19 protein-coding genes are annotated in these 21156 nt (G+C 47.3%); 7 read left to right on the top strand and 12 right to left on the bottom strand.

From position 1 onward, the window contains the following. Nucleotides 1-67 precede the first annotated feature (67 nt). The 6 genes from OX890_RS06820 to OX890_RS06795 form a co-directional block, all read right to left on the bottom strand. On the bottom strand, nt 68-1579 hold the full coding sequence (locus OX890_RS06820; protein ID WP_268650321.1) for a sigma-54-dependent transcriptional regulator: 1512 nt from the start codon (nt 1577-1579) through the stop codon (nt 68-70). Nucleotides 1580-1702: 123 nt separating this feature from the next. Further along, nucleotides 1703-2902 (bottom strand): FtsX-like permease family protein, encoded by a 1200-nt coding sequence (locus tag OX890_RS06815; protein ID WP_259574491.1) that lies wholly within the window; start codon nt 2900-2902, stop codon nt 1703-1705. 10 nt (nt 2903-2912) lie between these two features. Beyond that, nucleotides 2913-4223 carry an ABC transporter permease gene (locus OX890_RS06810; RefSeq protein ID WP_268650320.1) on the bottom strand — a complete coding sequence of 437 codons (1311 nt, stop codon included), beginning with the start codon at nt 4221-4223 and terminating at the stop codon, nt 2913-2915. Between the two features lie 11 nt (nt 4224-4234). Then, nucleotides 4235-4978, bottom strand: a complete 744-nt coding sequence (locus OX890_RS06805) for an ABC transporter ATP-binding protein (RefSeq protein ID WP_011847581.1) — start codon at nt 4976-4978, stop codon at nt 4235-4237. A gap of 69 nt (nt 4979-5047) precedes the next feature. Beyond that, a complete protein-coding gene (locus OX890_RS06800) occupies nt 5048-5311 on the bottom strand; it encodes a hypothetical protein (RefSeq protein ID WP_011847582.1) in 264 nt (87 codons plus the stop codon). Between the two features lie 109 nt (nt 5312-5420). Further along, nucleotides 5421-6683: an efflux RND transporter periplasmic adaptor subunit gene (locus tag OX890_RS06795; protein WP_268650319.1), complete on the bottom strand. Its 1263-nt coding sequence runs from the start codon at nt 6681-6683 to the stop codon at nt 5421-5423. A 375-nt stretch (nt 6684-7058) separates the two neighbouring features. On the opposite strand from OX890_RS06795, the gene pyrC reads away from it, so the two are divergent. From pyrC to murI, 4 genes are all read left to right on the top strand, one after another. Continuing rightward, complete coding sequence (gene pyrC, locus OX890_RS06790) at nt 7059-8090, top strand: dihydroorotase (protein ID WP_115335352.1); 1032 nt, start codon at nt 7059-7061, stop codon at nt 8088-8090. Nucleotides 8091-8229: 139 nt separating this feature from the next. After that, nucleotides 8230-9273, top strand: coding sequence for a hypothetical protein (locus OX890_RS06785; protein WP_268650318.1), 1044 nt, complete (start codon nt 8230-8232; stop codon nt 9271-9273). 22 nt (nt 9274-9295) lie between these two features. After that, on the top strand, nt 9296-9691 hold the full coding sequence (locus tag OX890_RS06780; RefSeq protein ID WP_268650317.1) for a nuclear transport factor 2 family protein: 396 nt from the start codon (nt 9296-9298) through the stop codon (nt 9689-9691). A 183-nt stretch (nt 9692-9874) separates the two neighbouring features. Continuing rightward, nucleotides 9875-10687, top strand: a complete 813-nt coding sequence (murI, locus tag OX890_RS06775) for a glutamate racemase (protein ID WP_071940162.1) — start codon at nt 9875-9877, stop codon at nt 10685-10687. A 1279-nt stretch (nt 10688-11966) separates the two neighbouring features. On the opposite strand, the gene OX890_RS06770 is transcribed toward murI, so the two are convergent. Both OX890_RS06770 and OX890_RS06765 read right to left on the bottom strand, forming a co-directional pair. Further along, nucleotides 11967-12311: a DUF805 domain-containing protein gene (locus OX890_RS06770; protein WP_012088438.1), complete on the bottom strand. Its 345-nt coding sequence runs from the start codon at nt 12309-12311 to the stop codon at nt 11967-11969. A gap of 1048 nt (nt 12312-13359) precedes the next feature. After that, entirely contained in the window at nt 13360-13818 is a 459-nt protein-coding gene (locus OX890_RS06765; protein WP_126491289.1) for a GNAT family N-acetyltransferase, read from the bottom strand. A gap of 117 nt (nt 13819-13935) precedes the next feature. On the opposite strand from OX890_RS06765, the gene pdxR reads away from it, so the two are divergent. Next, the gene (pdxR, locus tag OX890_RS06760) at nt 13936-15393 is read left to right on the top strand and encodes a MocR-like pyridoxine biosynthesis transcription factor PdxR (RefSeq protein ID WP_268650315.1); all 1458 of its coding nucleotides are present in this window, start codon (nt 13936-13938) and stop codon (nt 15391-15393) included. A gap of 9 nt (nt 15394-15402) precedes the next feature. Here the strand turns inward: pdxR and OX890_RS06755 are convergent, their stop codons facing one another. The 3 genes from OX890_RS06755 to OX890_RS06745 all read right to left on the bottom strand — a co-directional run bounded on the left by OX890_RS06755 (nt 15403) and on the right by OX890_RS06745 (nt 16985). Beyond that, on the bottom strand, nt 15403-15786 hold the full coding sequence (locus OX890_RS06755; RefSeq protein WP_011847592.1) for an MAPEG family protein: 384 nt from the start codon (nt 15784-15786) through the stop codon (nt 15403-15405). A 186-nt stretch (nt 15787-15972) separates the two neighbouring features. Next, complete coding sequence (locus OX890_RS06750) at nt 15973-16368, bottom strand: GNAT family N-acetyltransferase (protein WP_006085872.1); 396 nt, start codon at nt 16366-16368, stop codon at nt 15973-15975. A 98-nt stretch (nt 16369-16466) separates the two neighbouring features. Continuing rightward, on the bottom strand, nt 16467-16985 hold the full coding sequence (locus OX890_RS06745) for an AAA family ATPase (RefSeq protein ID WP_012088433.1): 519 nt from the start codon (nt 16983-16985) through the stop codon (nt 16467-16469). 528 nt (nt 16986-17513) lie between these two features. Here OX890_RS06745 and OX890_RS06740 point away from each other — a divergent pair. Continuing rightward, complete coding sequence (locus tag OX890_RS06740) at nt 17514-18629, top strand: glycerol dehydrogenase (protein WP_006085874.1); 1116 nt, start codon at nt 17514-17516, stop codon at nt 18627-18629. 238 nt (nt 18630-18867) lie between these two features. Continuing rightward, nucleotides 18868-20259 (top strand): NAD-dependent succinate-semialdehyde dehydrogenase, encoded by a 1392-nt coding sequence (locus OX890_RS06735; protein ID WP_107946672.1) that lies wholly within the window; start codon nt 18868-18870, stop codon nt 20257-20259. A 63-nt stretch (nt 20260-20322) separates the two neighbouring features. Here OX890_RS06735 and OX890_RS06730 read toward each other — a convergent pair whose 3' ends face one another. Next, nucleotides 20323-21150 (bottom strand): cobalamin-binding protein, encoded by an 828-nt coding sequence (locus tag OX890_RS06730; RefSeq protein ID WP_268650314.1) that lies wholly within the window; start codon nt 21148-21150, stop codon nt 20323-20325. Nucleotides 21151-21156: the final 6 nt, after the last annotated feature.

Raw genomic sequence — 21156 nt, 5'->3', positions numbered from 1 at the left:
CTGTAGCCTAGTATCTGAGACTTAGTATCTGTTGCCTAGAAGCTGGGACCTAGCATCTGCGCTTGGCCTATGACTTATCTAAACCAAACTTATCCATGCGCCGATACAACGCCTGACGACTGAGCCCAAGCGCTTTGGCGACCCGAGCAATCACGCCATGGTGCTGTTTTAGCGCCGCTTCGATATCTTCGCGACTCACTTCTATCGCCTCATTGGCAGACAGTGCTTGACCGCGGTCAGAGTTATCAGCAAAAGTGGCATTAGCGGGAATGGAAGCAGACGCATAAGCTGGCTGTGGATCAGATTGTCTCTGTTCAAACATGCGCGGATCAGACTGTCGCTGATCAAAGCGTCGAGGCTCAGAAGCTGCCGAAATATGGGAAGTAGCAGCCCTCACCGCACTCACGACAGGAGCTAAACCAAAGTCAGCTTCAGTCAGCACATGACTTTGCGCCAACAATACCGCTCGCTTACAGGCATTTTCAAGCTCGCGTACATTTCCCGGCCAGCGATGGTGCAATAACGCCTGCAATGCCGGTTTACTCAAGCTAAAATCGCTGCCGATAAAATGCTGCACTAAAGGCAAAATATCATCGGTGCGTTGATTCAGCGGCGATAGCGCCAGTTCGATCACATTTAAGCGGTAAAACAAATCTTCACGAAAACGCCCTTCGGCAATATCTTGGGCCAGATCCGCATTGGTCGCACTGATCACCCGCACTTTCACTTTTTGGGTTTTATGGCTACCTAAGCGTTCAAATTCACCGGTTTGCAGCACCCGCAGTAATTTCACTTGGCCAGATAAGGGCAAGTTACCGATTTCATCTAAAAACAGTGTGCCGCCGTCGGCCGCTTCAAAGCGACCAATACGCGCTTTAGTTGCGCCCGTAAAAGCCCCCGCCTCGGCACCAAACAATTCTGCCTCTAATAAATCCATCGGCAAGGCGCCGACATTGACCTTAATAAAAGGTTTGTTTTTTAAGGGAGAATTAGCATGGAGAATATCGGCAAGCTTGTCTTTACCCGCGCCATTGGGGCCAGTGATTAGAACCGACACATCGGAGCGCGCCAGCTGCAAGGCTAAATCAATACAACGCTGCATCGCGCCGCTACCAAAGACAATCCCGCAGAGGTCCGCATCGGCGATCGCCACTTGGCGTTGATGATTCACCCGCTCGAGACGATGGTTAGCACGGGAGAGTTTATAAAGCGCAATTAAATTGGTGATGCTATTGAGTACCTTAGCGTCATCCCAAGGTTTACCCATATAATCGGCGGCGCCTGCTTTGACTAATTCAACGGCGGTTTCGAGTTGGGTCCACGCCGTCATCAAAATGATCGGCAGATCCCCTTGGCGTTCGCGCAGGGCGTAAAACAGCTGCTTGCCTTCCTCACCCGAGGTGGTATCCCGAGTAAAGTTCATATCTTGGATCACTAAATCCACATCTTGCGTCGCCAATAACCCAAGGGCGTCCTCCGGGCTATGGCAAGTCAGCACCCGATAATCATTGAGTTCTAGCATCAAACCTAGGGCTTGGCAGATGGCATGATTGTCGTCGACGATGAGGATAGTATCCATAAGTGTGAGTGTTGTCCTATATAAAACTATTAACCGTAAAGTAACAAAAAGTGCAATAACATCCTATTGTTATCGCACTTTTGTCGGGCTTTTATCGTACCTTAAGTGACATCAAATATTCCGCTATACGCTGCGGGTTGCCGTTGCTGGCGAAATATTTGCCGCCTTACGCGCCGGTAAGTAAACCGCTAACGTGGTGACAATAAACAAGCCTGCCACAGTAAATAATGGATAGCTTAAGTCCAACATAGGCAAACTATAGATTTTCATTAACTGTTGGCCTAACTGTATCGCTAACAAGCCGCCCAGCACGCCTCCCGCTAAGCAAATCAAATAGTTCTCCACGAGGAAGTAACTGATAATATCGCGCTTTTTAGCACCTAATGCGCGGCGGGTACCTATCTGCTTAGTGCGGCGCTGGATATTAAACATCACCATGCCCGTTAAACCGAGCGAAGTGATCAGCAGCAACAACACCACCATCATAGTTAACACAGTAATCATCAATTTATGATCGCGATATGAGCTATCTTTTAAGGCCTCAATGGACTTAAAGCCATCGAGTACTCGGTTAGGATTCTCGGCCAGCAGCGCTTTTTTTATCGCGTCTTTAAGCTCGGCGTGAAACTCAGGTTTGGCCCGTACCATGTAAGAACTGCTGCCATAATCCACATTTTGAATCACACTGTTTTCAAGGCTAGAACTGTCAATCCACGCGCCTTGCAGTTTTTCGACAACCCCAATCACAGTGATCTGCGCATCCTTACCCTCGTACAACACTTTGCCAAGTGGGGATTCATCAGGCCAAACGGCTTTGGCTAACGCGCTGGAGATGATCGCTAAGCGACTCGGGCTATCGAGACTGTCCTTTAGTTCATGGGTATAAAAGTTACGCCCCTCAATCAGCTTAATGCCTAAGGTCTCAATGGTATGATCTGTCCCTAGATACATGGCAAATTGCGGTGTCGATTTAGCGCTATCTGGGTCGGGGCCCAGATTTAACGTGCTCGACCAGCCGCCACCGCTTAACGGCAACATATTGGTTGAGGTCGCATCAATCACATTGGGTAGCCCCCGCAAAATTTGCTGGTCAATTTTGTTTTGCGCGGTTTTATCAATCAATGGATCAAAGTTGAACAAGCTAAAGGTCAAAACTTCTGACTCTTTAATCCCCGAATCACGCTGCATCAGGGCTAAACGCTCTTGAATAATAAAGCTCGCATTCGCCACAATCGCCACAGACAAGATAATCTGAATAAGCAGTAAGACTGGGCCACTTTTACTGCGCAATAAACTGCTGAGAATAGGTTTAATATGCAACATAATGAGTCCCTTACTGGCTTTTCAGATAAACGCTAGGTTTAGTGCGACAAACAACCCACGCGGGATACAAGCCAGCCAACAAGGCTGTGCCTACCGCAATACTTGGGGTGATAATCCACATACTCGCCGATAAATGGGTTAACCCCTTCGAGACCTCAAACTGTGCCGATAAGCCGTAAAGTGACGCGTAGGCCCAAGCAAGTCCCAGCAAACCACCGAATAAACCAATCATGCCCACTTCCACCATGTATTGAGCGAAGATTTGGGCACGGCTAGCACCGATTGCACGGCGCACTCCCACCTCGGGTGCCCGCTTGAGGAACTTTGTCAGCATTAAACCTAATATATTGACTAAACAAACACTTAAAAATAGTGCACTCAAGCCAACCAAGATTTTATTGTCCTCGGGCACCACATTATTGTATTCAAGCCAAGTTGCCACATCGGAGACTTTGACTGAGTCAGCGGCTGATTTATTATCCGTAAAACGGCCCAGGGCTTTTTGCTCCGCCACATAATTGCTGAGCCAAGAATGGTAACTGGCTACTGCGTCTTTATTTGGCAACTCAACCCAATACAGCAACCACACTTTTTCAGAGTTAAGGCGATCGCTGTAACTATTCATCGTCTCAAACTTCCAACCTGAAGTGTTACCCCATATATCAAACCCTTCGATAGGCGTCAGCGAAAACGGCACAAAAATTTGTTCAGTGTCGTTAAAGGCACCGTTAGTGGGATCATAATATTTAGGCTTAGGATCCCAGGCTTTAATCACCCCAACCACTTGATAAGGTTTACGATTAAGATAGATAACCTTGCCAACACTATTTTGACCCGCAAACAACTTTTGATTGAGTTTATCGTTAATCACCACTTGATAAGCAGGTTCAGTGTCTACGGATTTGTCCCACGCATTACCGTACAAAAATGGCACGTCAAACAGCTTAAAAAAGTCACTGTCCGTCACTCGAATGCTTTCTAAAATAGGCGCAAAATTAGCATCCTCCGTTTGCACAGCCATCCCAGTACGAAACATCGCCGCTTGGCGTTTAGGTAAGGTATTGTTGCGCAGATTCATCGCGTCTTGGTAAGTCACTAACGAGTTAAACTCATCCCAAGAATCTGGGCCTTGGCTCCAAAGCTGTACCGCATTTAACTCATCAGAGCGTTCACCCGCAGGATTAAACGACATCATCTTGTAGACGTTTAACGTGGTGATTGTGATACCAATACCAATCGAAATCGCCAACACCATCAACAACGACAGCGCGGGGGTTTTCTTAATGCTGCGCCAAGCTAAATCAACATAATAAAAAAACATAATGCGTATCCTTAGTCAGCGTTGGCGACAAGTTTGTCTAATGGGTGCGGGGTCACCGCAGTTTGCACACTGCCATGGGGCTGATACATAGTAAAATCACACACTTGACCATCGACGATTTGAATATTGCGCTGGGCACGGCGAGCGAGTTCAGGGTCATGTGTCACCATGATGATGGTTGTGCCCGCTTGGTTGATATTTTCAAGTAATTCCATCACTTGGCGCGCCATTAAGCTGTCGAGGTTACCCGTTGGTTCATCGGCGAGCAGGAAGCGGGGTTCACCCGCCAAAGCACGGGCAATCGCCACTCTTTGTTGCTGTCCGCCCGAAAGCTGAGTGGGAAAATGCTTGAGTCGTGAAGCTAAACCCACTTGTTCTAATGCTTGCTGTACGCGGCGTTGGCGTTCCTTGGCATTAAAACCACGGTAGCGAAGCGGCACTTCAATATTCTCAGCCAAGTTAAGGTCGGGAATTAAGTTAAAGCCTTGGAAGATAAAGCCGATTTTCTCGTTACGGATAGCAGCGCTCTTGTTATCGCTCAGGTTAGACACGTTAATGCCATCGAGAAAATAGTCACCGTGGGTAAAACCTTCGAGCAAACCCGCGATATTTAAAAAAGTCGTTTTACCTGAGCCAGAAGGACCCGTGACCGCAACAAACTCGCCTTCATTCACTTCGAGGTTAAAATCGCGCAGGGCGTGGGTTTCCACTAAATCCGTTTTAAAAACCTTGCTCACACTCTTCATTGATAACATGTTAATTTCCTTAAAATAATCAAATCAATTTTACGCTGCATCTAAACGACTCGATGCATGGCAGCGTCATCAGCCGAAAAAGGGCTCAACGACAGATTCTACAAGCCACACAAAAACGCCCAATATAAGGTCGGCACTTTCGACCGAAACCTCACCCACTTGGCGAACCTCATCCAAAGGATTGGTCCATTCCAGCACATTCAGCCCAAGGAAAAACCAGCTATTGGCTTCACCGATACTCAACTCCACCGCGACCACCAGTAGCAGTAAGGCCAACACGCCAAACATTTTTGATGACATCAACACGCTGAAATCAAATTGTTTATCACGCATATTCGGCTCCTATTCTTGTCCATGTCGCAGCAGGTTTCGTCATTCACCTTGATCACTGCGCTGTTAAATTCATCAGATTGGCTATTTAGTAATTTACGAATATCGGTCATCAATGAATCCTGACCTGTTCGGCGTGGTTAAAGGGCTCGACACTGGATATCACCCACTCGTCTCCGGCTTTACCGCCATCCAGCACTTCGACTTGGCTCAGGCTTGTACTGCCGAGTTTGATCGCGCGGCGGCTGGCTAGATCGCCCTCAATTTGGTACACCACATCGCCACCGCCGCTGGTCATAAAGGCGCCGCGTTTCACCATCAACACATCGGGTCTGTGCTCTAACAAGACTCGGGCGGAGATACGTTGGTTCTGACGCAGTTTCAAGCTGTTATCTTGAACGAACTGCACTCTTGCGGTCACTTCACGGTTACGTACTTCGGGGGAGATGGACGATAACTTGCCCATTAACTTCACGCTGCCGAAACTGAGCTCAACTTCCATGCCTAAACCCAGATCGTCGGCATAGGACTCTGGCACAGCAAGTTCGGCCTCATAGGCGCTTAAATCCACAACGGTTAGAATCGGTTGGTTAGCGCTAAGGCGGGTTTTCTGCTCGGTGATCCAGTTGCCGATAATGCCGCCAACGGGGGCTTTGATATTCAGAGCCTCAACTTGGCGTTCGAGTTCGTGCACGGCAAGGGTTTGGCGCTCGACGTCTAAGGCTTTGTTTTTAACTTCGAAGGTCAGAGTGTCTTTTGTTAACGCGACTTCCTGCTCGGCATGGGCAAACTTGAGTTTAGCCTTGTGTAATTCGTCTTTGCCTTTTTCGTAATCGATTTCGCTGATCAGCTTATTTTTAATTAACAACTCACCCCGGCGACGTTCTCTGTTGGCGGCTTCTAGGTCAACCGCGGCCATGTCTAAGGTTTGATTCACTTGCAGTTGACCGCGTCTGGCGTCCAACTTGGCGCGCTCTAACGCACTCTGCATTCCCGCCAAAATCGACTTAGCCTGCTCCAACTGATTGAATAATCTTGGGCTATCGAGTTTGGCAACCACATCGCCTTTATTGACGCTATCGCCAGGGTTACTCAGCAGAGTGACAGTGCCTTCCTCTGTGCTATACAAAATAGGCGCATTCGCCGCCACAATTTTACCTGTGGTCGCAACATCACGGGTTAACGTTCCAACAAAGAGTGTTGCGGTAGTGATGTCGCTGCGGCTTAAGGATTTGCTCACGCTATCTGTGCCCAAGCTCGCCCACACTAAGGCGCTGACTAATAAGGCGCAACCGCCGATCAACAGAGGTAACTTAAGACGTTTAGTGGTCGATGGCACAAGTACAGTATCTTGGCCGCTAGTATCTTTAATCATGGCTTTACTCGCTTCCCTGTCGGAATCATCAGTGCCGGAGCGCAATCAACGGACACTATTGGAAATCTATACCACAGAGATAGCAAAGCCTATGCCAAATCAGTAAACACATTATTATTCATAACGTTAACTTTAGTTTGTTGATAAAAGTGTCCGCGGACACTGGGGTTTAAATCGAAAAGTGTCCGCAGCAGATTAATCAAAAGTGTCCGATGCTAAAAACAGTGACATAGCGCGAGCCACGCAGCTAAGCGCTTCAATTACATGTCCTAACAGATTTATTGGCCGAAACTACCGAGTTTCCCTTTACAGTAAAATCCTTGCCACATAAGATCCTGCCACCTCGCAGCAAAAACGATCAAAAGACCAAACCCTATGACCACAATAACAATCACTCGCCCAGACGACTGGCATATTCATTTAAGAGACGGCGCCCAGCTAAAAGATACCGTGCGCGACATCAGCCGCTATATGGGCCGCGCCATCGTCATGCCAAACTTAGTGCCCCCCGCTATCGATACCGAAACCGCACTGACTTATTACGACCGCATTAAAGCGCAGGTGCCAGCGGGCTCACTATTCGAACCTTTGATGGTGTTGTATTTAACCGACAAAACCAGCCCAGATGAAATCCGCAAAGCCAAAACTACGGGTAAAATTGTTGCCGCTAAACTCTACCCTGCGGGCGCGACGACCAACTCGGATTCTGGCGTCACCGATTTGAAGAACATCTACCCAGCCCTCGAAGCCATGCAAGAAGTCGGCATGCTGTTTTTAGTGCACGGTGAAGTCACGGATTCATCGATTGATATTTTCGACCGCGAGCGCGTTTTTATCGAAAATATCCTCAGCAAAATCGTCGCCGATTTCCCAGAACTTAAAATCGTGCTTGAACATATCACCACTAAGGATGCGGTCGATTTTGTCACCCAAGCCTCTGATAATGTGGCCGCGACTATTACAGCCCACCATTTGCTGTATAACCGCAACCACATGCTGGCTGGCGGTATTCGCCCACATTTTTACTGCCTACCGATTTTAAAACGCAATACCCACCAACAGGCGTTATTGGCCGCAGCAGCGAGCGGTAGCAAGAAGTTCTTCCTCGGCACAGATTCGGCGCCCCACGCTAAGGATAAAAAAGAAGCCGCCTGTGGCTGCGCGGGTTCGTACACGGCCCACGCCGCGATTGAACTGTATGCCGAAGCCTTCGAATCGGTGAATGCACTGGATAAACTCGAAGCGTTCGCCAGCTTCAATGGCCCAGACTTTTACAATCTGCCACGTAACGCCGACACGATCACGCTAGTGAAAAAACCATGGAATGTCCCTGCAACTTACCCGCTGGGCGACACTAATGTAGTGCCGATTCGTGCAGGCGAAGCCATTGATTGGCAAGTTGAGTAAGCCTTAAGTCTTTAACATCAGGTCGCCTACGGGCGACTTGATGTATACCCAAGCTACCTGAAGAGTCGAGTTTCAGAGCGTCTAGGGTCTCTCGCTTAAAATACAGCCCTAACCTATGACCTTTTAAGAGAAAATCAGTATGCCCACAAGGATGTTATTCTCGGTTTTATCTTCAAGCCTATTGTTGGCTTCTACGCTCCCCTTACCAAGCTTTGCGGCCAATGAACTGACGGGGATCTGGCAGGGACAATTAGGCAAAAGCAAAGTCAGAGTCTGCTTTAATCAATATGGAACAGGCAGTTATTACTATCAACGCTACTTAACGCCGATAAGGCTCGAGCAGCAAGATGAACTGTGGAAAGAAGAAGGCAACACTGGAAACTGGCAGTTTGATACTGTCACGCCACAAAAACTGAGCGGCCATTGGTTTAAAGATAGCGCGGGTAAATCGTTACCCGTGCAACTTGAGCGAGCAATCAGCCAAGATGATGTAGAAGATTGCGGCGCCGATGCGTATAACCTGCCACTAGAAACAAGGCCAAAACTCAGCCGAGGGAAATGGCAACCCTATGAAAATATTGAGTATCGCCCGCTGACGTTCGGTACAGAAGTAGGGATCGAATTTAAAGGCCCACAAACGGGGATCTTGGCAATTAATCAATGGCTTGAACATAAGCTCACCGATGAAGCCCAACTAGCACAAACCTTTGACACCCGCCGCAGAATGCTGGCACAAATGGGCAGTTTTGTGACTGACGAAACCTTTGCCGAGCCGATTTTTATTAATAAGCATTGGCTCAGTGTGCGCCTATATCGCTGGGCCGCAGGTTATGGCGCTAATGGTATCAGCCAAGAATTTGTCAGCTTCTCCCTTAGCGATGGCAAACCTTTCCACCCGTGGCAATGGTTTTTCGCCGACACCAAACCGCAAAGCATGCTCGATGGTATGAGCCATCCTTTACCCCAAGCATTAAGGGAAAAATTGTTTGCAGGTAAAGAGTTAGATCCAGAATGTCCCTCATCAGACGGCTCGGGATACTATCAGCTCACCCTTGAGGCAAAGACCATCAAATTCTGGGAAACACCCCGCGGCGATGGATGCGAACAGGAGTTTGTCCTGAGTCCGCAGGAGGCAATGCCTTTCGCCACACAATGGGGACAAACACAGCTTAAGCTGTTGTAATAAAAACATTAGGATAGTGAATATGACGGAAGCCACAGGCATCGGTGCAAGTGCCAGAACTAAAGCCAAAGCAATAGAAAGCTCACCCGAAGCGCTGGTTCAAGCTCAGCTTGAAGCCTACAACCAGCGCGATCTCGCTACTTTTGTCGCCCAGTTTAGTGATGATGTGTGCATCTATCGTCCACCCGCAACAGCGCCCGTCATCCAAGGTAAAGCCGCTTTTAGTGACTTCTATCAGAATGAACGCTTTAACCTGCCCAACTTACATGCCGAAATCGTCAACCGTATGGTGGTTGGCAATAAAGTCGTCGATCACGAACGCATCAGCGGGATTAGAGATGAACCCTTTGAGGTGATGGTGGTATTTGAAGTCTCTGATGGATTGATTCAAGCCATGTGGAGTTTTGCAACCAACTGATTGGTTTTATCTATCAGTATTTTTATCAAGAAAAGTCAACGTCGTGGGGCTTCACCCCTGATTTGTTAATCAAAAATCGACCAAGGAGGACTGCTCGTCCTATCCTCCTTAGATTCTCCCTTAACGAACAACCTCCATGTCTATGGTAAAGTTGAATGTGTTAATTATTTGAAGGTAGGTGCAATGGATAGCTCAATATTAGTTTTTGACTCAGGTTCTGGTGGACTTACTGTCGCGGCCGAAATCAAAAAGAGAATCCCCAACATACGGCTGAGTTACGTCTCTGACGCTGGCTTTTTCCCGTACGGAAAAAAGCCGCACGATATACTAAAAAAGCGAATTTTAGACGTCATATCCAAAGCAAGCTCACTGACTCAACCCGATATCATCGTTATCGCCTGCAACACTGCGAGTACCATTGCTCTAGACTTACTTCGTGCTGAACTCAATATACCTATTGTCGGCGTCGTCCCTGCGATAAAACCTGCCACTTCGCTATCAAAATCAAAGGTAGTGATGGTACTTGGCACTCACACCACAGTGAACTCAGCTTATGTAAAGATGCTCATCACGGATTTCGCCACAGAATGTAAGGTTTTAGTAGAAGACTCTGAAGCGCTGGTTCTCGCCTCAGAGCAAAAACTTCTCGGCAAAGCGTTTGATCCCGACATTGTAACCCAGGAAATTCAGCGTATTTTTAACAAACCCGATGCGTTTGATACCGATGTATTAGTGCTGGCCTGTACTCACTTTCCGCTAATCAATGCAGAAATCAAAAATGCCCTTCCCCACCACGTTACCGTCATCGATTCTGGACTAGCCATTGCCAATCGAACGCACTCATTATTGAAAATCGAACACCAGACGTGTAGCCCGATACTCGATCCCGAAGTAACGTTTTACACCACTGGCAATGTAGATTCAGAGCAAGCAAAACAAAGCAAAATTGAAGCACTGCTTCAGTGCTCCGTTACGTTTAAACGGCTGTTATTGTGATATTTTTAGCTCGTTTTTCTTTTTAATCCCGTTTTCAAAGAAATCTAAATGATTACCCTAAAATACCCCAACAAAATAAATGCTATATCGCATCGCTGATTGTTAACTGTTGGATTTTAACGGCCGAAAAACCTATGACGGTCCCATCTTTGTTTAAAATCAACGTCGTGGGGCTTCACCCCCTGATTTGTTAATCAAGAGTCGACCAAGAGAGAATTAACAGCAATCCCCTCTTTAAGAGTGATGAGTGCTTTATCTTTTATGCATAGAATTAATCACTTTCATTCCAGTGACACGCCATAAACTCGTCCCTGAGGGCTCGACGACGGCATCCATGCCGCCAACGGTCACTTACATGCAAGTGATTAATTTCGCCAACACTTAAGTATGTCTGTAGCTAAATGACTCATATCTCCGTAAACACCTTAGTAACCAGTATCATACGCCCAGTAAAAGTCACCGAACTGCTCAGATGGTACATCCATGTTCCCCCGAGCCTGCGCCATCATCCATGATGTCGCCACGGCATTTTTATCTGCGTATTTCGACAACTTCGCAGGGAGTAGGTGTATCACCTTAGCTTTGGTATTGGCTGTTAATCTGAAAAGCAAAAGAGCGGACAGCCATAAATTTTAAATAAGAATCTGCAATCAAAAATACACAGGGAGTAACAAAATTAAGCACAATCATAGAAGTGCTCGTTGGTGGCATGGCCGCTTTTTCACATCCTGTGATCGCGACATTAGTACGTCCTATACAGCAGATGCCACGTTCGAGCATCCATATACAGACTTGCTACGAGTCACTGGAATGATAGTGCTTAATGGATTAAGTTGGCATTCCAACAAAACAAGGCTATGCCTGTTCAAGATAGGCGACACAGGTGCGGAGTTTGGCTGAGGTTTCTTAGGCGTGATGCATAAATCACATGGATTTCAGTAGATTGATGATACTTGGGTAGCACTCTGACTAATATATTCGGCTAATACCATAATTTTTTGCGTGCTAGATATAAATATGAATCGATGATGCTACCAAGATATCGTCTAAATTCGGTCTTGCAGCATGATGCTGACACGACCATCAGCACTTCCAGTGAATGAAGTAAAATGATTATTGCTCTAAATAAAAATAGCCTCAGAAGTGTCAGTAACGACGATTCAGAGGCTATTTTTCAGTAACTATTTTTAGTGACTATTATTTTTAGTGACTATGATGACTTACTGCCGCTTACTTCAATAATGCGGTAATAATGCCACATGATAATTTAACGTCTGTCCTAAACTAACGCCTTAGGATTCGGTCCATATTCATTGTCTGCATGACTATCTTGTACTAAAAAAATCAACAACACTATGATACCAATGATCGGGATCAAAACGATCAACTGCCACCAACCAGATCGCCCAGTATCATGCAGCCTGCGAGTCGCAATACTGATGCTAGGAATAAGTAAGGCAAGAGAGAAAATCAGAGCAAAAAGCTGAGTACCTAATACATAATCAATTGCAGCAACAGCAAAATAGAGCACCAGATAAATAAGGCCAAACATCCAATATTGCTTACGTCTAGCACGGCCACTAAAATCTGCGAACTTTTTTAAACCTTCAATAAAATAATCCATTATCAATCCTATTCCATCAATATAATTTGATATAGCACAATTAGAAGAGCACAACTATTACAACCGATAATGGCATAATAAGCTGAGCTCAAAAATATTATACCCGAATTAAACTCCAGAGTGCCACACTCGCTAATCCAGAATTCAGATAAAAACCACGACCATAAATGTGAGGGGTTGAGCAACAACGGCTTAAGCTGACTTAGTTTTTTGCTATCGATGTCGCTGCCTATGCAGTGATGAGTAACCATAGGCATCTGATGCTATGCGTGGATATATCAAGACAATCAATAGAGCAATAAAGAAGCGCTTGAGCATCAGGCATATTAAGGCGCTGAATTTAAAAAGAAGTTTTCCAAAGTCTACTTATTGAAGCCCATAAGGTGGCAAGCCTCAAATATCACATCGCCATGTATCGCAGTCGCTTAAGTGATATATCTTGGTTTATGCACGCCATAAATAAACCTATCACCCGCAAGGCAAATCAAAAGGAGAACCGCTCGTTTTAAATCCCAAGCACTACTTGATGAAACGGCGGTGCACGCCTATGTGGCCTATGTTGGCCTCAACCCCACCCAAGCCCTGCAGGCAATAACACCTGAAAGGAAAATAGGTAGGATATGTAGTCCTCTTGGGTCGACTCTTAATTAAAGATAAGGGGGGAAGCCCCACGACTTTAATTTTTTTATTAACTCAAATTTAAAGAACTAACGATGAGTTAAATATCAACATAGCCATCGTTTATTCCCTGTAACTGTTAGCGAAATACAATCAACTTATTCCAGTTTCAATTAGGCTGAAAAAACCTGTTCAAGATAGGCGACACAGATACGTAGTTTGGCTAAGGTTTCTAAGTGAAATGCATATATCACATGGATTTCAGCGGATTGATAACGCCCTCCACAACATGGAATTTAAGGCGATAGAAAAGGTATTGAAAGACAACCCAAAGTCATAGAGATCAAATCCCAATGCTGAAAGCCTTTAGCATTAGGATTTGGATTCAATTGTTAGCATATCAAGCGGCAGATAATAGATGCCGCAGTAGCTAGAGTGGCATTTGATACTCAATCATGCCGGACTTTTGGCCAATCCAATCATAGAGTTTTTGCGCTGTGTGATTCGTCTCATGTGTATGCCAATACAAGCGTGCACAGTCTCGCTCATTCGCCGCTTGCTGAACAAACTCAATCAGTTGCTTACCGACAAGCTTGCCCCTCGCCGCTGGGGCGACAAACAGATCTTCAAGGTAGCAGTACTCAGTTTCCGCCCAAGTGGAACGATGAAACACAAAGTGCACAAAACCAAGCAGGTTTTCGCCCTCCCTCGCAACGGCGCAATAAAGCGGTTCTTGACTATCAAAAAACCGACGCCAAGTGGTTTGGGTGATCGCTTCCGAAAGTGCCACTTTGTAAAAGGTCTGGTAATCACGCCAGTGTGGTAACCAGAGTGAAAAGTCTGTTTCTTTAACCTGTTCAATGGTTACGGTTGGTGGTGGGTTGGACATAGGCTCGCTCCTTGGAAATGAATATAGTCATCAGATTTGCTGAAACCGGATTCTAGATTCAATTGCGGTACCACATAAGGTACACTTTTTGTATTTTTTACAGTACCAGTTTGGCTAATGAAAAAATCACAATCCAACTTCCCTCACTTGCAACTCAAAGATGGCATCCTCAAAGACCAGCTTTACCATGCATTTAGAGAGGCCATTCTCGATGGACGCTTGCATCCTAGAATGAAGCTGCCCTCCAGCAGAGCCTTATCGGAAACCATGCAGATTTCGCGAAACTCAGTACTGCAAGGGTTTGATCGCCTAATTGATGAAGGCTACCTGCTGACTAAGCCAGGTTCGGGCACCTATGTGTCTGATACGATTCCCGACGAACTGATCGATATCCCAAACCGCAGTGATGTCAGCGTTCAAGCCTTTGATTCTGCACTGGAACTCAATCCACAGTTTCTGGAGATGGCGCAACTGAGGGACAAAGGAAATACCCGCCACAGTATGTTCAATATTGGCGTGGGATGTGTTGATCTTTTCCCACACCAACTTTGGGGCCGCCTGCTAGGCAGGGTCTGGCGACAATCGCGCAAAACGCAGGGGAAACATAGCCATAGTGCTGGGCATTTACCATTGCGCGAAGCGATCAGCGACTATGCCCGTTCAACCCGAGGGCTAAATTGCACGCCCGAGCAAATCATCATAGTCAATGGCACTCAGCAAGCCATTAATCTCACGGCACAGGTACTGCTACAACAGGGAGATGAAGTCTGGCTTGATGAACCCGGATACGACGGCGCCTTAGGCGCTTTTCTCTCGCAAAACCTGCAAGTCCGCCCTGTTAGACTTGATGATGAAGGCACAAAGATAGCCGAGGCGATACAGCAATGGCCCTCGGTGAAACTGGCTTTTACCGCACCTTCGCATCAGTTCCCCCTCGGCGGAACGCTTAGTCTGCCACGGCGATTAGCCTTACTCGATTGGTCCGCTGAGCAGAATAAGTGGATTTTAGAAGATGACTATAATAGCGAGTTTCGTTATAGCGCCCGCCCGATACAGGCATTGCAGGGACTCGATAAACAACAGCGGGTAATCTACGCTGGCACCTTTTCCAAGATGCTATTACCAGAGCTGCGACTCGGCTTTCTCGTCGTTCCGCCTAAACTGGTGGACGCCTTTAACCTTGCCAAACATTACGCCGACTCGCACACGGCTTACCTAGAACAAGCCACATTGGCGCTGTTTATCGCAGAGGGACATTACGCCCGGCATGTGCGGCGAGTTCGAAAAGCTTGTTTAGCGCGCCAAACGGCGTTAATCACTGCAATTGAGCAGTATCTGCCCGACAAATTGTCAGTTCAGACCTCAGATTCAGGGATTCACCTCGTGTGTTGGCTAAAAGGCGACTTGACCGAAGACGAAGTGATCAATAAATGCCGCCAACTCAGTTTAGGGGCGCAGCCTTTGTCTCGGTATTGCCAAGCGCCCTATCCAAGGCAAGCGATCTTACTGGGTTATGCAGCTCATACGCCCGATGAGCTGCGGGAAAATATTAAAAAACTCGCCCAGAGCCTTTAATATCAAGCATTAAAAAGCCTGAAAGAAAATCCCGAAGGCGCTGAAGATGGCGACAAACCATGAGAGGGATCGAAGGGTGCCTTTATTGGCAAGGTATAAGATGTGATACACAAAGCGGGCGGCGACATGGGTAATTGCCAGCCACTCAGTGGTGGGATTCACTTTGCCCGTGGCGATAACGACTAATACGGCCAGACCAAACACTAACAGGGACTCGAAGGCATTTTGATGCCCCGCCAAGGCGCGAGCACCAAAACCGGTTAGCTGTGCTTGCTGGGCGCGGGGATGATTATTGTCATAACCGCCCGCCTTGGCCATCGCCCAAGCGACGGGGCCTTTCGCCAGATACGGCAATAACATGGCGACAAATAGGCAAATAAGTAAAGTATTCATAGGTTAAGCTTCCTTTGATTGTTGTTCGAGTTCTATTATTCAAGCTCTGCTGTTTTAGATCTGCTGTTTGAGTTCTGCTGTTTTAGCTCTGCTACTGCGAGTACTGCTGTTTAAGCTCTACAGCGACGAGTCCTGTTGCGAGTGCCGCTACGAGAATTTTAGTTAAAAGTGTATGGGTTAACAGCGTTATTTTACTATGTACATGCCTTCACTTGCGGGGCGGCTGAATTTAAAGCCAAACTTTTCATAGAGTTCAGGCACATCGGCCATCAGGGTAATATAGGCGCCTTCAAAAGCCTCACGATCTAGATAGGCCATAATGTGCTGCATAATCAGCCGTCCTAAGCCTTTGCCTTGGTGCTCGGGATCGACCGCAATATCAACAATTTCAAAGTTCAGTGCGCCGTCCCCAACCACACGTCCCATACCCACAGTTTGATCGGCAAGCTTTATCTGCACGCCATATAAACTCCTAGGTAAGGCCTTAATAGCGCCCGCCAATGGTCTAGGACTTAACCCCGAAATCTGCCGTAAACGGATAAAATCATTGGCTGAGGCAACATCTTCAAGCACTTGATACATGATATTCCCTATTGTTTTTATTCAGTCGCTTGCTTCAGTAACTAAGCTTCAGTCACTAAGCTTTCAATCGCTTGGCTTTCAATCAATTTTTCAATCACTTAGCTTTCAATCACCTCAAGATCAAAGCCTTCATCCAGAGTCGGCGGCTGAAAATAACCGCTCACATGCCAGAACATCGCCTCGGTATCGAACATAGCGCGCTCAGGGTGACTTTGTCTGCGTTTATCGAGTTGGCTCAAACAAAGCGCATCACTGTGATTCAGATGCATCAACTTATGGGCGGCGCCGCAATCGGTAAAAATGCTTCGAAACCACAGGCGTTGATTCACCGTATTCGCGGGAAAGTCCATCACCACAGATACACCCGAACAGAGCAGTTCCTGCACATGCTTTTTAAGCAAGGGCTTAAGACGAGCGGAATACTTCAGGTAAGTATCAAAATCGTTAATTTCATCGGCATACAGCGCCGCCAGCCATTCATCTTCTGAGATTAAAACGCGGTTTTCGGCCTCGGCGAGTTGTCGCGATAAGGTGGATTTACCTGCGCCCATTTTGCCACAGAGGAATATTAACGTGCCTTTACTGGCTTCTTGCCCTAACGCATTCTGCTCTGCCATCTTCACTCCTTGATTACATATCTTTTATCTCAACTAACGATTTCATCTAGCGAGGACACAAACTAACGACAGTACAGAGCATCACATAAAGCATGAACAGCGAGCAAGGCTTAGGGCGGGTTTGAGGTAATAAATTCCCATTAAATTAATGACTATGCTGTGTTTCCACAGCAGACGTTTCCGCTATTCACACAATCCAGTTTTAGCTTCATCACTTGCTTAGATGTCTTATATCACTTCGCCCACTCAGTCTTAAATCAGCTCGCCCGCTCCGTCTTACATCTCTTCACCAACTGAGTTCGCCTCGCGCGCTGAGCCCTCGCCCCTACCTTAAACCAGAAAGACCACCAAGCAGTTAACTCGACCAATAAAATAATAAACCACACATTTAATCTAATAATTAAGCACTAAAGTAGTAATTTACGCTGCATAATAAAAATATTACCACCACTCATGCTGTGACGATAAATTAAGCGTATGCTAGGGTAAGCATGAAAGGATAACCGTCATAAGTGCAAAGGAGGCTCTATGAGCACTGTCGTTCCACGTACCGTCACTTCCCCTAAAAAGTTCATTATCGGCAAGGGCTTATTAGCTCAAATGCATGATTATGTTAAGGACTTTGGTGACAATGCTTTTATCATCTGCGATGAATTTATCCTCAGCCGAGTTGAGAATGAAGCGGTCGCAGGACTGGATCAAAATGGGATCAGCAACCATCTCGAAAAATTCAACTATGAGTGCAGCGAAGCCGAGATAAAGCGCTTAGGTGCACTGGCAGAGCAGCATCATACCAACGTAATTGTTGGAGTTGGCGGGGGTAAAACCTTAGATGCCGCCAAAGCCGTCGCCTTCTATCAAAAACGGCCAGTGGTGCTCTACCCAACCATTGCTTCAACCGATGCACCATGTACGGCACTTGCCGTGATCTATTCCGAAACCGGTGAGTTTGAGCGCTATCTTTTTCTGCCACAAAATCCTGATGCTGTTGTTGCCGACACCGCCATTATCGCCGCGGCTCCGGCCCGATTTTTTGCAGCAGGCATAGGCGATGCACTGGCCACTTACTTTGAAGCCCGCGCCTGTTATCAGTCCGATGGCGTCAATCTTGTATTGAAAAAACCTTCCCGCACTGGGCTGGGATTAGCGCAGCTTTGCTATCAATTACTGACTGAAAATGTTGAAGCCGCTATGGATGCGGTGAGAAACAAGATAGTCACTCCCGCACTTGAGCAAACCATTGAAGCGACGATTTATCTCAGTGGTGTCGGGGCCGAAGCGGGCGGATTAGCCGCAGCCCATGCTGTGAACAATGGTATGTCGGCAGTAGCTGACCTACATAAAGCCCAGCACGGCGAGAAAGTGGTGTTTGGCTTGCTCACCCAGCTAGTACTCGAAAATGCCCCCAAAGCCGAAATCGATAACGTCATTCACATCATCAAAACCGCGGGACTGCCGCTCACGCTCGCCGATTTGGGGCTAAAAACCTTTGTCGAAGCAGAGTGGCGCAAAGTGGCTGAAATAGCCTGCGCTGAAGGCGACACTATGGGCAATATGCCGATGCAGTTAACTGCCGACGATGTCTATCAAGCCATGATCGCCGCCAATGCGATGGCTGAACGCTATAAAAAGCTTGCGGTTTAAAACAATTAAAAACGCCTCTGGTAGGCGCCCATCATCCCTTTGATATGTTTATCAACATTAACGGATGTGGCTAAAACACAGCCTGCCACTGCGCGAGTTTAAAGATCATCAATAACTCCCTTGCCTCACCTCTATGGTCATCAAGATGGCAAGGGAGATAACAACAGACACGATATTTACACCCTCGATGCCAAGAGTTGGCATTTACTCTCTATTCGTTGAACGCTTGGAGGAACATATGGCTTATGCAACGATCAATCCCTTTACGGGAGAGCTAGTTAAAGAATTTCCAAATGCAACAGATACCGAAGTCACGCAGGCGATAGAATCCGCCCATCAGGCATTTTTAAGCTGGCGAACCACGCCTTTTTCCGACAAGGCCGCTGTACTCACTAAAGCCGCTCACATCCTCAGAGACAGCAAGCCCGCTTACGCTAAATTGCTGACCTTAGAAATGGGCAAAGTCACCGCAGAAGCTGAGGCAGAGGTCGAACTGTCGGCGCAAATTTTCGAATACTACGCCGAACATGCCGAGCGATTGTTAGCTCCGCAAAAACTGCCCGTAGCCGATCCCGCCGAAGGTGAGGCGATACTGGTTAACGAGCCGCTGGGCGTATTGCTGGCCATCGAACCTTGGAACTTTCCCTATTATCAAATTGCTCGCATCCTCGCGCCCCAGCTTGCTGCAGGCAATACCCTACTGCTCAAACATGCGTCTAATGTGCCCCAGTGCGCCGCCGCTTTTGAAGGTCTAATGCGCGATGCCGGATTACCCGCAGGCGCATTCCAAAACCTGTACGCCACTCGAGAACAAATAGGGCAGATCATCAACTCACCCAAAGTGCATGGGGTCGCCCTCACAGGCTCAGAAGATGCGGGATCGCACATTGCGGCTCTTGCGGGTAAGGCGCTGAAAAAGTCCACCCTCGAACTGGGTGGCGCTGATGCCTTTATCGTGCTGGAAGATGCCGAGCTCCCCAAAACCATCGACTGGGCTGTATTTGGCCGTCATTGGAATGCGGGTCAGGTCTGCACCTCCTCTAAGCGGATGATCTTAGTTGAAGCCATTTATGATGAATTTATGCAAGGCTATATCAAGGGGATTGAAGCGTTAAAAGCGGGCGATCCTATGGATCCCACCACCACACTGGCACCGCTGTCTTCCCAAGGCGCCGCCGATGAGTTGAAACAGAAAATCCGTGATGCCGTAAAACACGGCGCTACCGCGACCGAAGTGGGGCCAAAAGTGCCGCAGCAAGGCGCCTTTGTGCAGCCAACAATACTGACAAACCTGACGCCAGATAACCCCGCCTACTATTGGGAATTCTTCGGTCCTGTGTCCAGTATCCACAAGGTGAAGGATGAGCAAGCAGCGATTGCCGTTGCCAATGACTCACCCTTTGGACTGGGTGGCTCAGTGTTTACCGCCGATACTAAACGCGGACTTGCAGTCGCTAAGCAGGTTTCCACTGGCATGATGTTTGTTAATCATCCGACTATGGTCAAGGCCGATTTACCCTTTGGTGGCGTGCGCCGCTCAGGTTATGGCCGCGAGTTGATTGATTTAGGATTGAAAGAGTTTGTAAACCACAAGCTGATTGATGTGGTCGATATAAACGCACCTTTCTAACTCCTTAAACAATAGCGACATCTGACTAAACGCCTGACGGAATAATCTGTCAGGCGTTTTTATTTAACGCGCCTTATCCAAGGCATCACATAGGGCTTGAACGCCAAGTAAGGCTCTGGGCGTCGCGCGATGTAATAAATCGGCATTGAGCTGATAAATATGCTGTTTTTTAACGGCGGGAATTTCGGGCCATTGGCTCCAATCGACACCTTTAACATTGCCTTCCTCTTGGCTTTGCAAAATCACCTCGGGCAAGGTCAGCAACACATTTTCTAAACTCACCTGCGGGTAATCACTGGCGGCATCGTAAAACACATTTTGGCCATGGCACACACTGATGATCTGTTGGATCCAACTGTTTTTAGAAACCGTCATCAAGGGCGTAGACCAGAGTTGATAAAACACTTTAGGCTCAGATTTACTGGCATTATCAGTCCGTAAACGGATAAGTTCGGCGCGATACGCGGCGGCCGCCTTGCTCGCCTCTTCAACGTGACCGGTTAATTTACCTAGCTCTTCCAGTTCCTTGGCAACCCCTTCTAAGGTTTTGGGATCGCTACCATAAAGGTTAAACCCCAGCGTTCGAAGTTGATTGATATCTTCGGCTTTATTGCCCGTATCCCACACCACAATCAGATCGGGATTAAGCTCCATCACCCGCTCCATTTGAATGCCATAGTAACCCCCAATACGCGGGATTTTTTTGGCAGCCTCGGGATAATCCGCATAATCGGTTGCGGCCACTATGGCATCGCCCGCGCCTATGGCGTAGAGCATTTCTACCGCGTGGGGCGAGAGCGCAATAATGCGTTTAGCGGGATCGGCCAACACACTGTGGGGAAGAAACAAGCTGAGCCCAAAAACGAGTCCAGCTAAGTGTCGCTTAATCATGATATG

The organism is Shewanella sp. DAU305, assembly GCF_026802235.1.
GTDB classification, from domain to species: Bacteria; Pseudomonadota; Gammaproteobacteria; order Enterobacterales; family Shewanellaceae; genus Shewanella; species Shewanella baltica.
The sequence above is the reverse complement of the archived record's forward strand: the minus strand, read 5'-3'. Positions and strand labels throughout refer to the sequence as shown.

Excerpts from the sequence above, each read along its gene's own strand:
- OX890_RS06820 (WP_268650321.1), bottom strand. The coding sequence starts at position 1,579 with ATGGATACTATCCTCATCGTCGACGACAATCATGCCATCTGCCAAGCC.
- OX890_RS06815 (WP_259574491.1), bottom strand. The coding sequence starts at position 2,902 with ATGTTGCATATTAAACCTATTCTCAGCAGTTTATTGCGCAGTAAAAGT.
- OX890_RS06810 (WP_268650320.1), bottom strand. The coding sequence starts at position 4,223 with ATGTTTTTTTATTATGTTGATTTAGCTTGGCGCAGCATTAAGAAAACC.
- OX890_RS06805 (WP_011847581.1), bottom strand. The coding sequence starts at position 4,978 with ATGTTATCAATGAAGAGTGTGAGCAAGGTTTTTAAAACGGATTTAGTG.
- OX890_RS06800 (WP_011847582.1), bottom strand. The coding sequence starts at position 5,311 with ATGCGTGATAAACAATTTGATTTCAGCGTGTTGATGTCATCAAAAATG.
- OX890_RS06795 (WP_268650319.1), bottom strand. The coding sequence starts at position 6,683 with ATGATTAAAGATACTAGCGGCCAAGATACTGTACTTGTGCCATCGACC.
- pyrC (WP_115335352.1), top strand. The coding sequence starts at position 7,059 with ATGACCACAATAACAATCACTCGCCCAGACGACTGGCATATTCATTTA.
- OX890_RS06785 (WP_268650318.1), top strand. The coding sequence starts at position 8,230 with ATGCCCACAAGGATGTTATTCTCGGTTTTATCTTCAAGCCTATTGTTG.
- OX890_RS06780 (WP_268650317.1), top strand. The coding sequence starts at position 9,296 with ATGACGGAAGCCACAGGCATCGGTGCAAGTGCCAGAACTAAAGCCAAA.
- murI (WP_071940162.1), top strand. The coding sequence starts at position 9,875 with ATGGATAGCTCAATATTAGTTTTTGACTCAGGTTCTGGTGGACTTACT.
- OX890_RS06770 (WP_012088438.1), bottom strand. The coding sequence starts at position 12,311 with ATGGATTATTTTATTGAAGGTTTAAAAAAGTTCGCAGATTTTAGTGGC.
- OX890_RS06765 (WP_126491289.1), bottom strand. The coding sequence starts at position 13,818 with ATGTCCAACCCACCACCAACCGTAACCATTGAACAGGTTAAAGAAACA.
- pdxR (WP_268650315.1), top strand. The coding sequence starts at position 13,936 with ATGAAAAAATCACAATCCAACTTCCCTCACTTGCAACTCAAAGATGGC.
- OX890_RS06755 (WP_011847592.1), bottom strand. The coding sequence starts at position 15,786 with ATGAATACTTTACTTATTTGCCTATTTGTCGCCATGTTATTGCCGTAT.
- OX890_RS06750 (WP_006085872.1), bottom strand. The coding sequence starts at position 16,368 with ATGTATCAAGTGCTTGAAGATGTTGCCTCAGCCAATGATTTTATCCGT.
- OX890_RS06745 (WP_012088433.1), bottom strand. The coding sequence starts at position 16,985 with ATGGCAGAGCAGAATGCGTTAGGGCAAGAAGCCAGTAAAGGCACGTTA.
- OX890_RS06740 (WP_006085874.1), top strand. The coding sequence starts at position 17,514 with ATGAGCACTGTCGTTCCACGTACCGTCACTTCCCCTAAAAAGTTCATT.
- OX890_RS06735 (WP_107946672.1), top strand. The coding sequence starts at position 18,868 with ATGGCTTATGCAACGATCAATCCCTTTACGGGAGAGCTAGTTAAAGAA.
- OX890_RS06730 (WP_268650314.1), bottom strand. The coding sequence starts at position 21,150 with ATGATTAAGCGACACTTAGCTGGACTCGTTTTTGGGCTCAGCTTGTTT.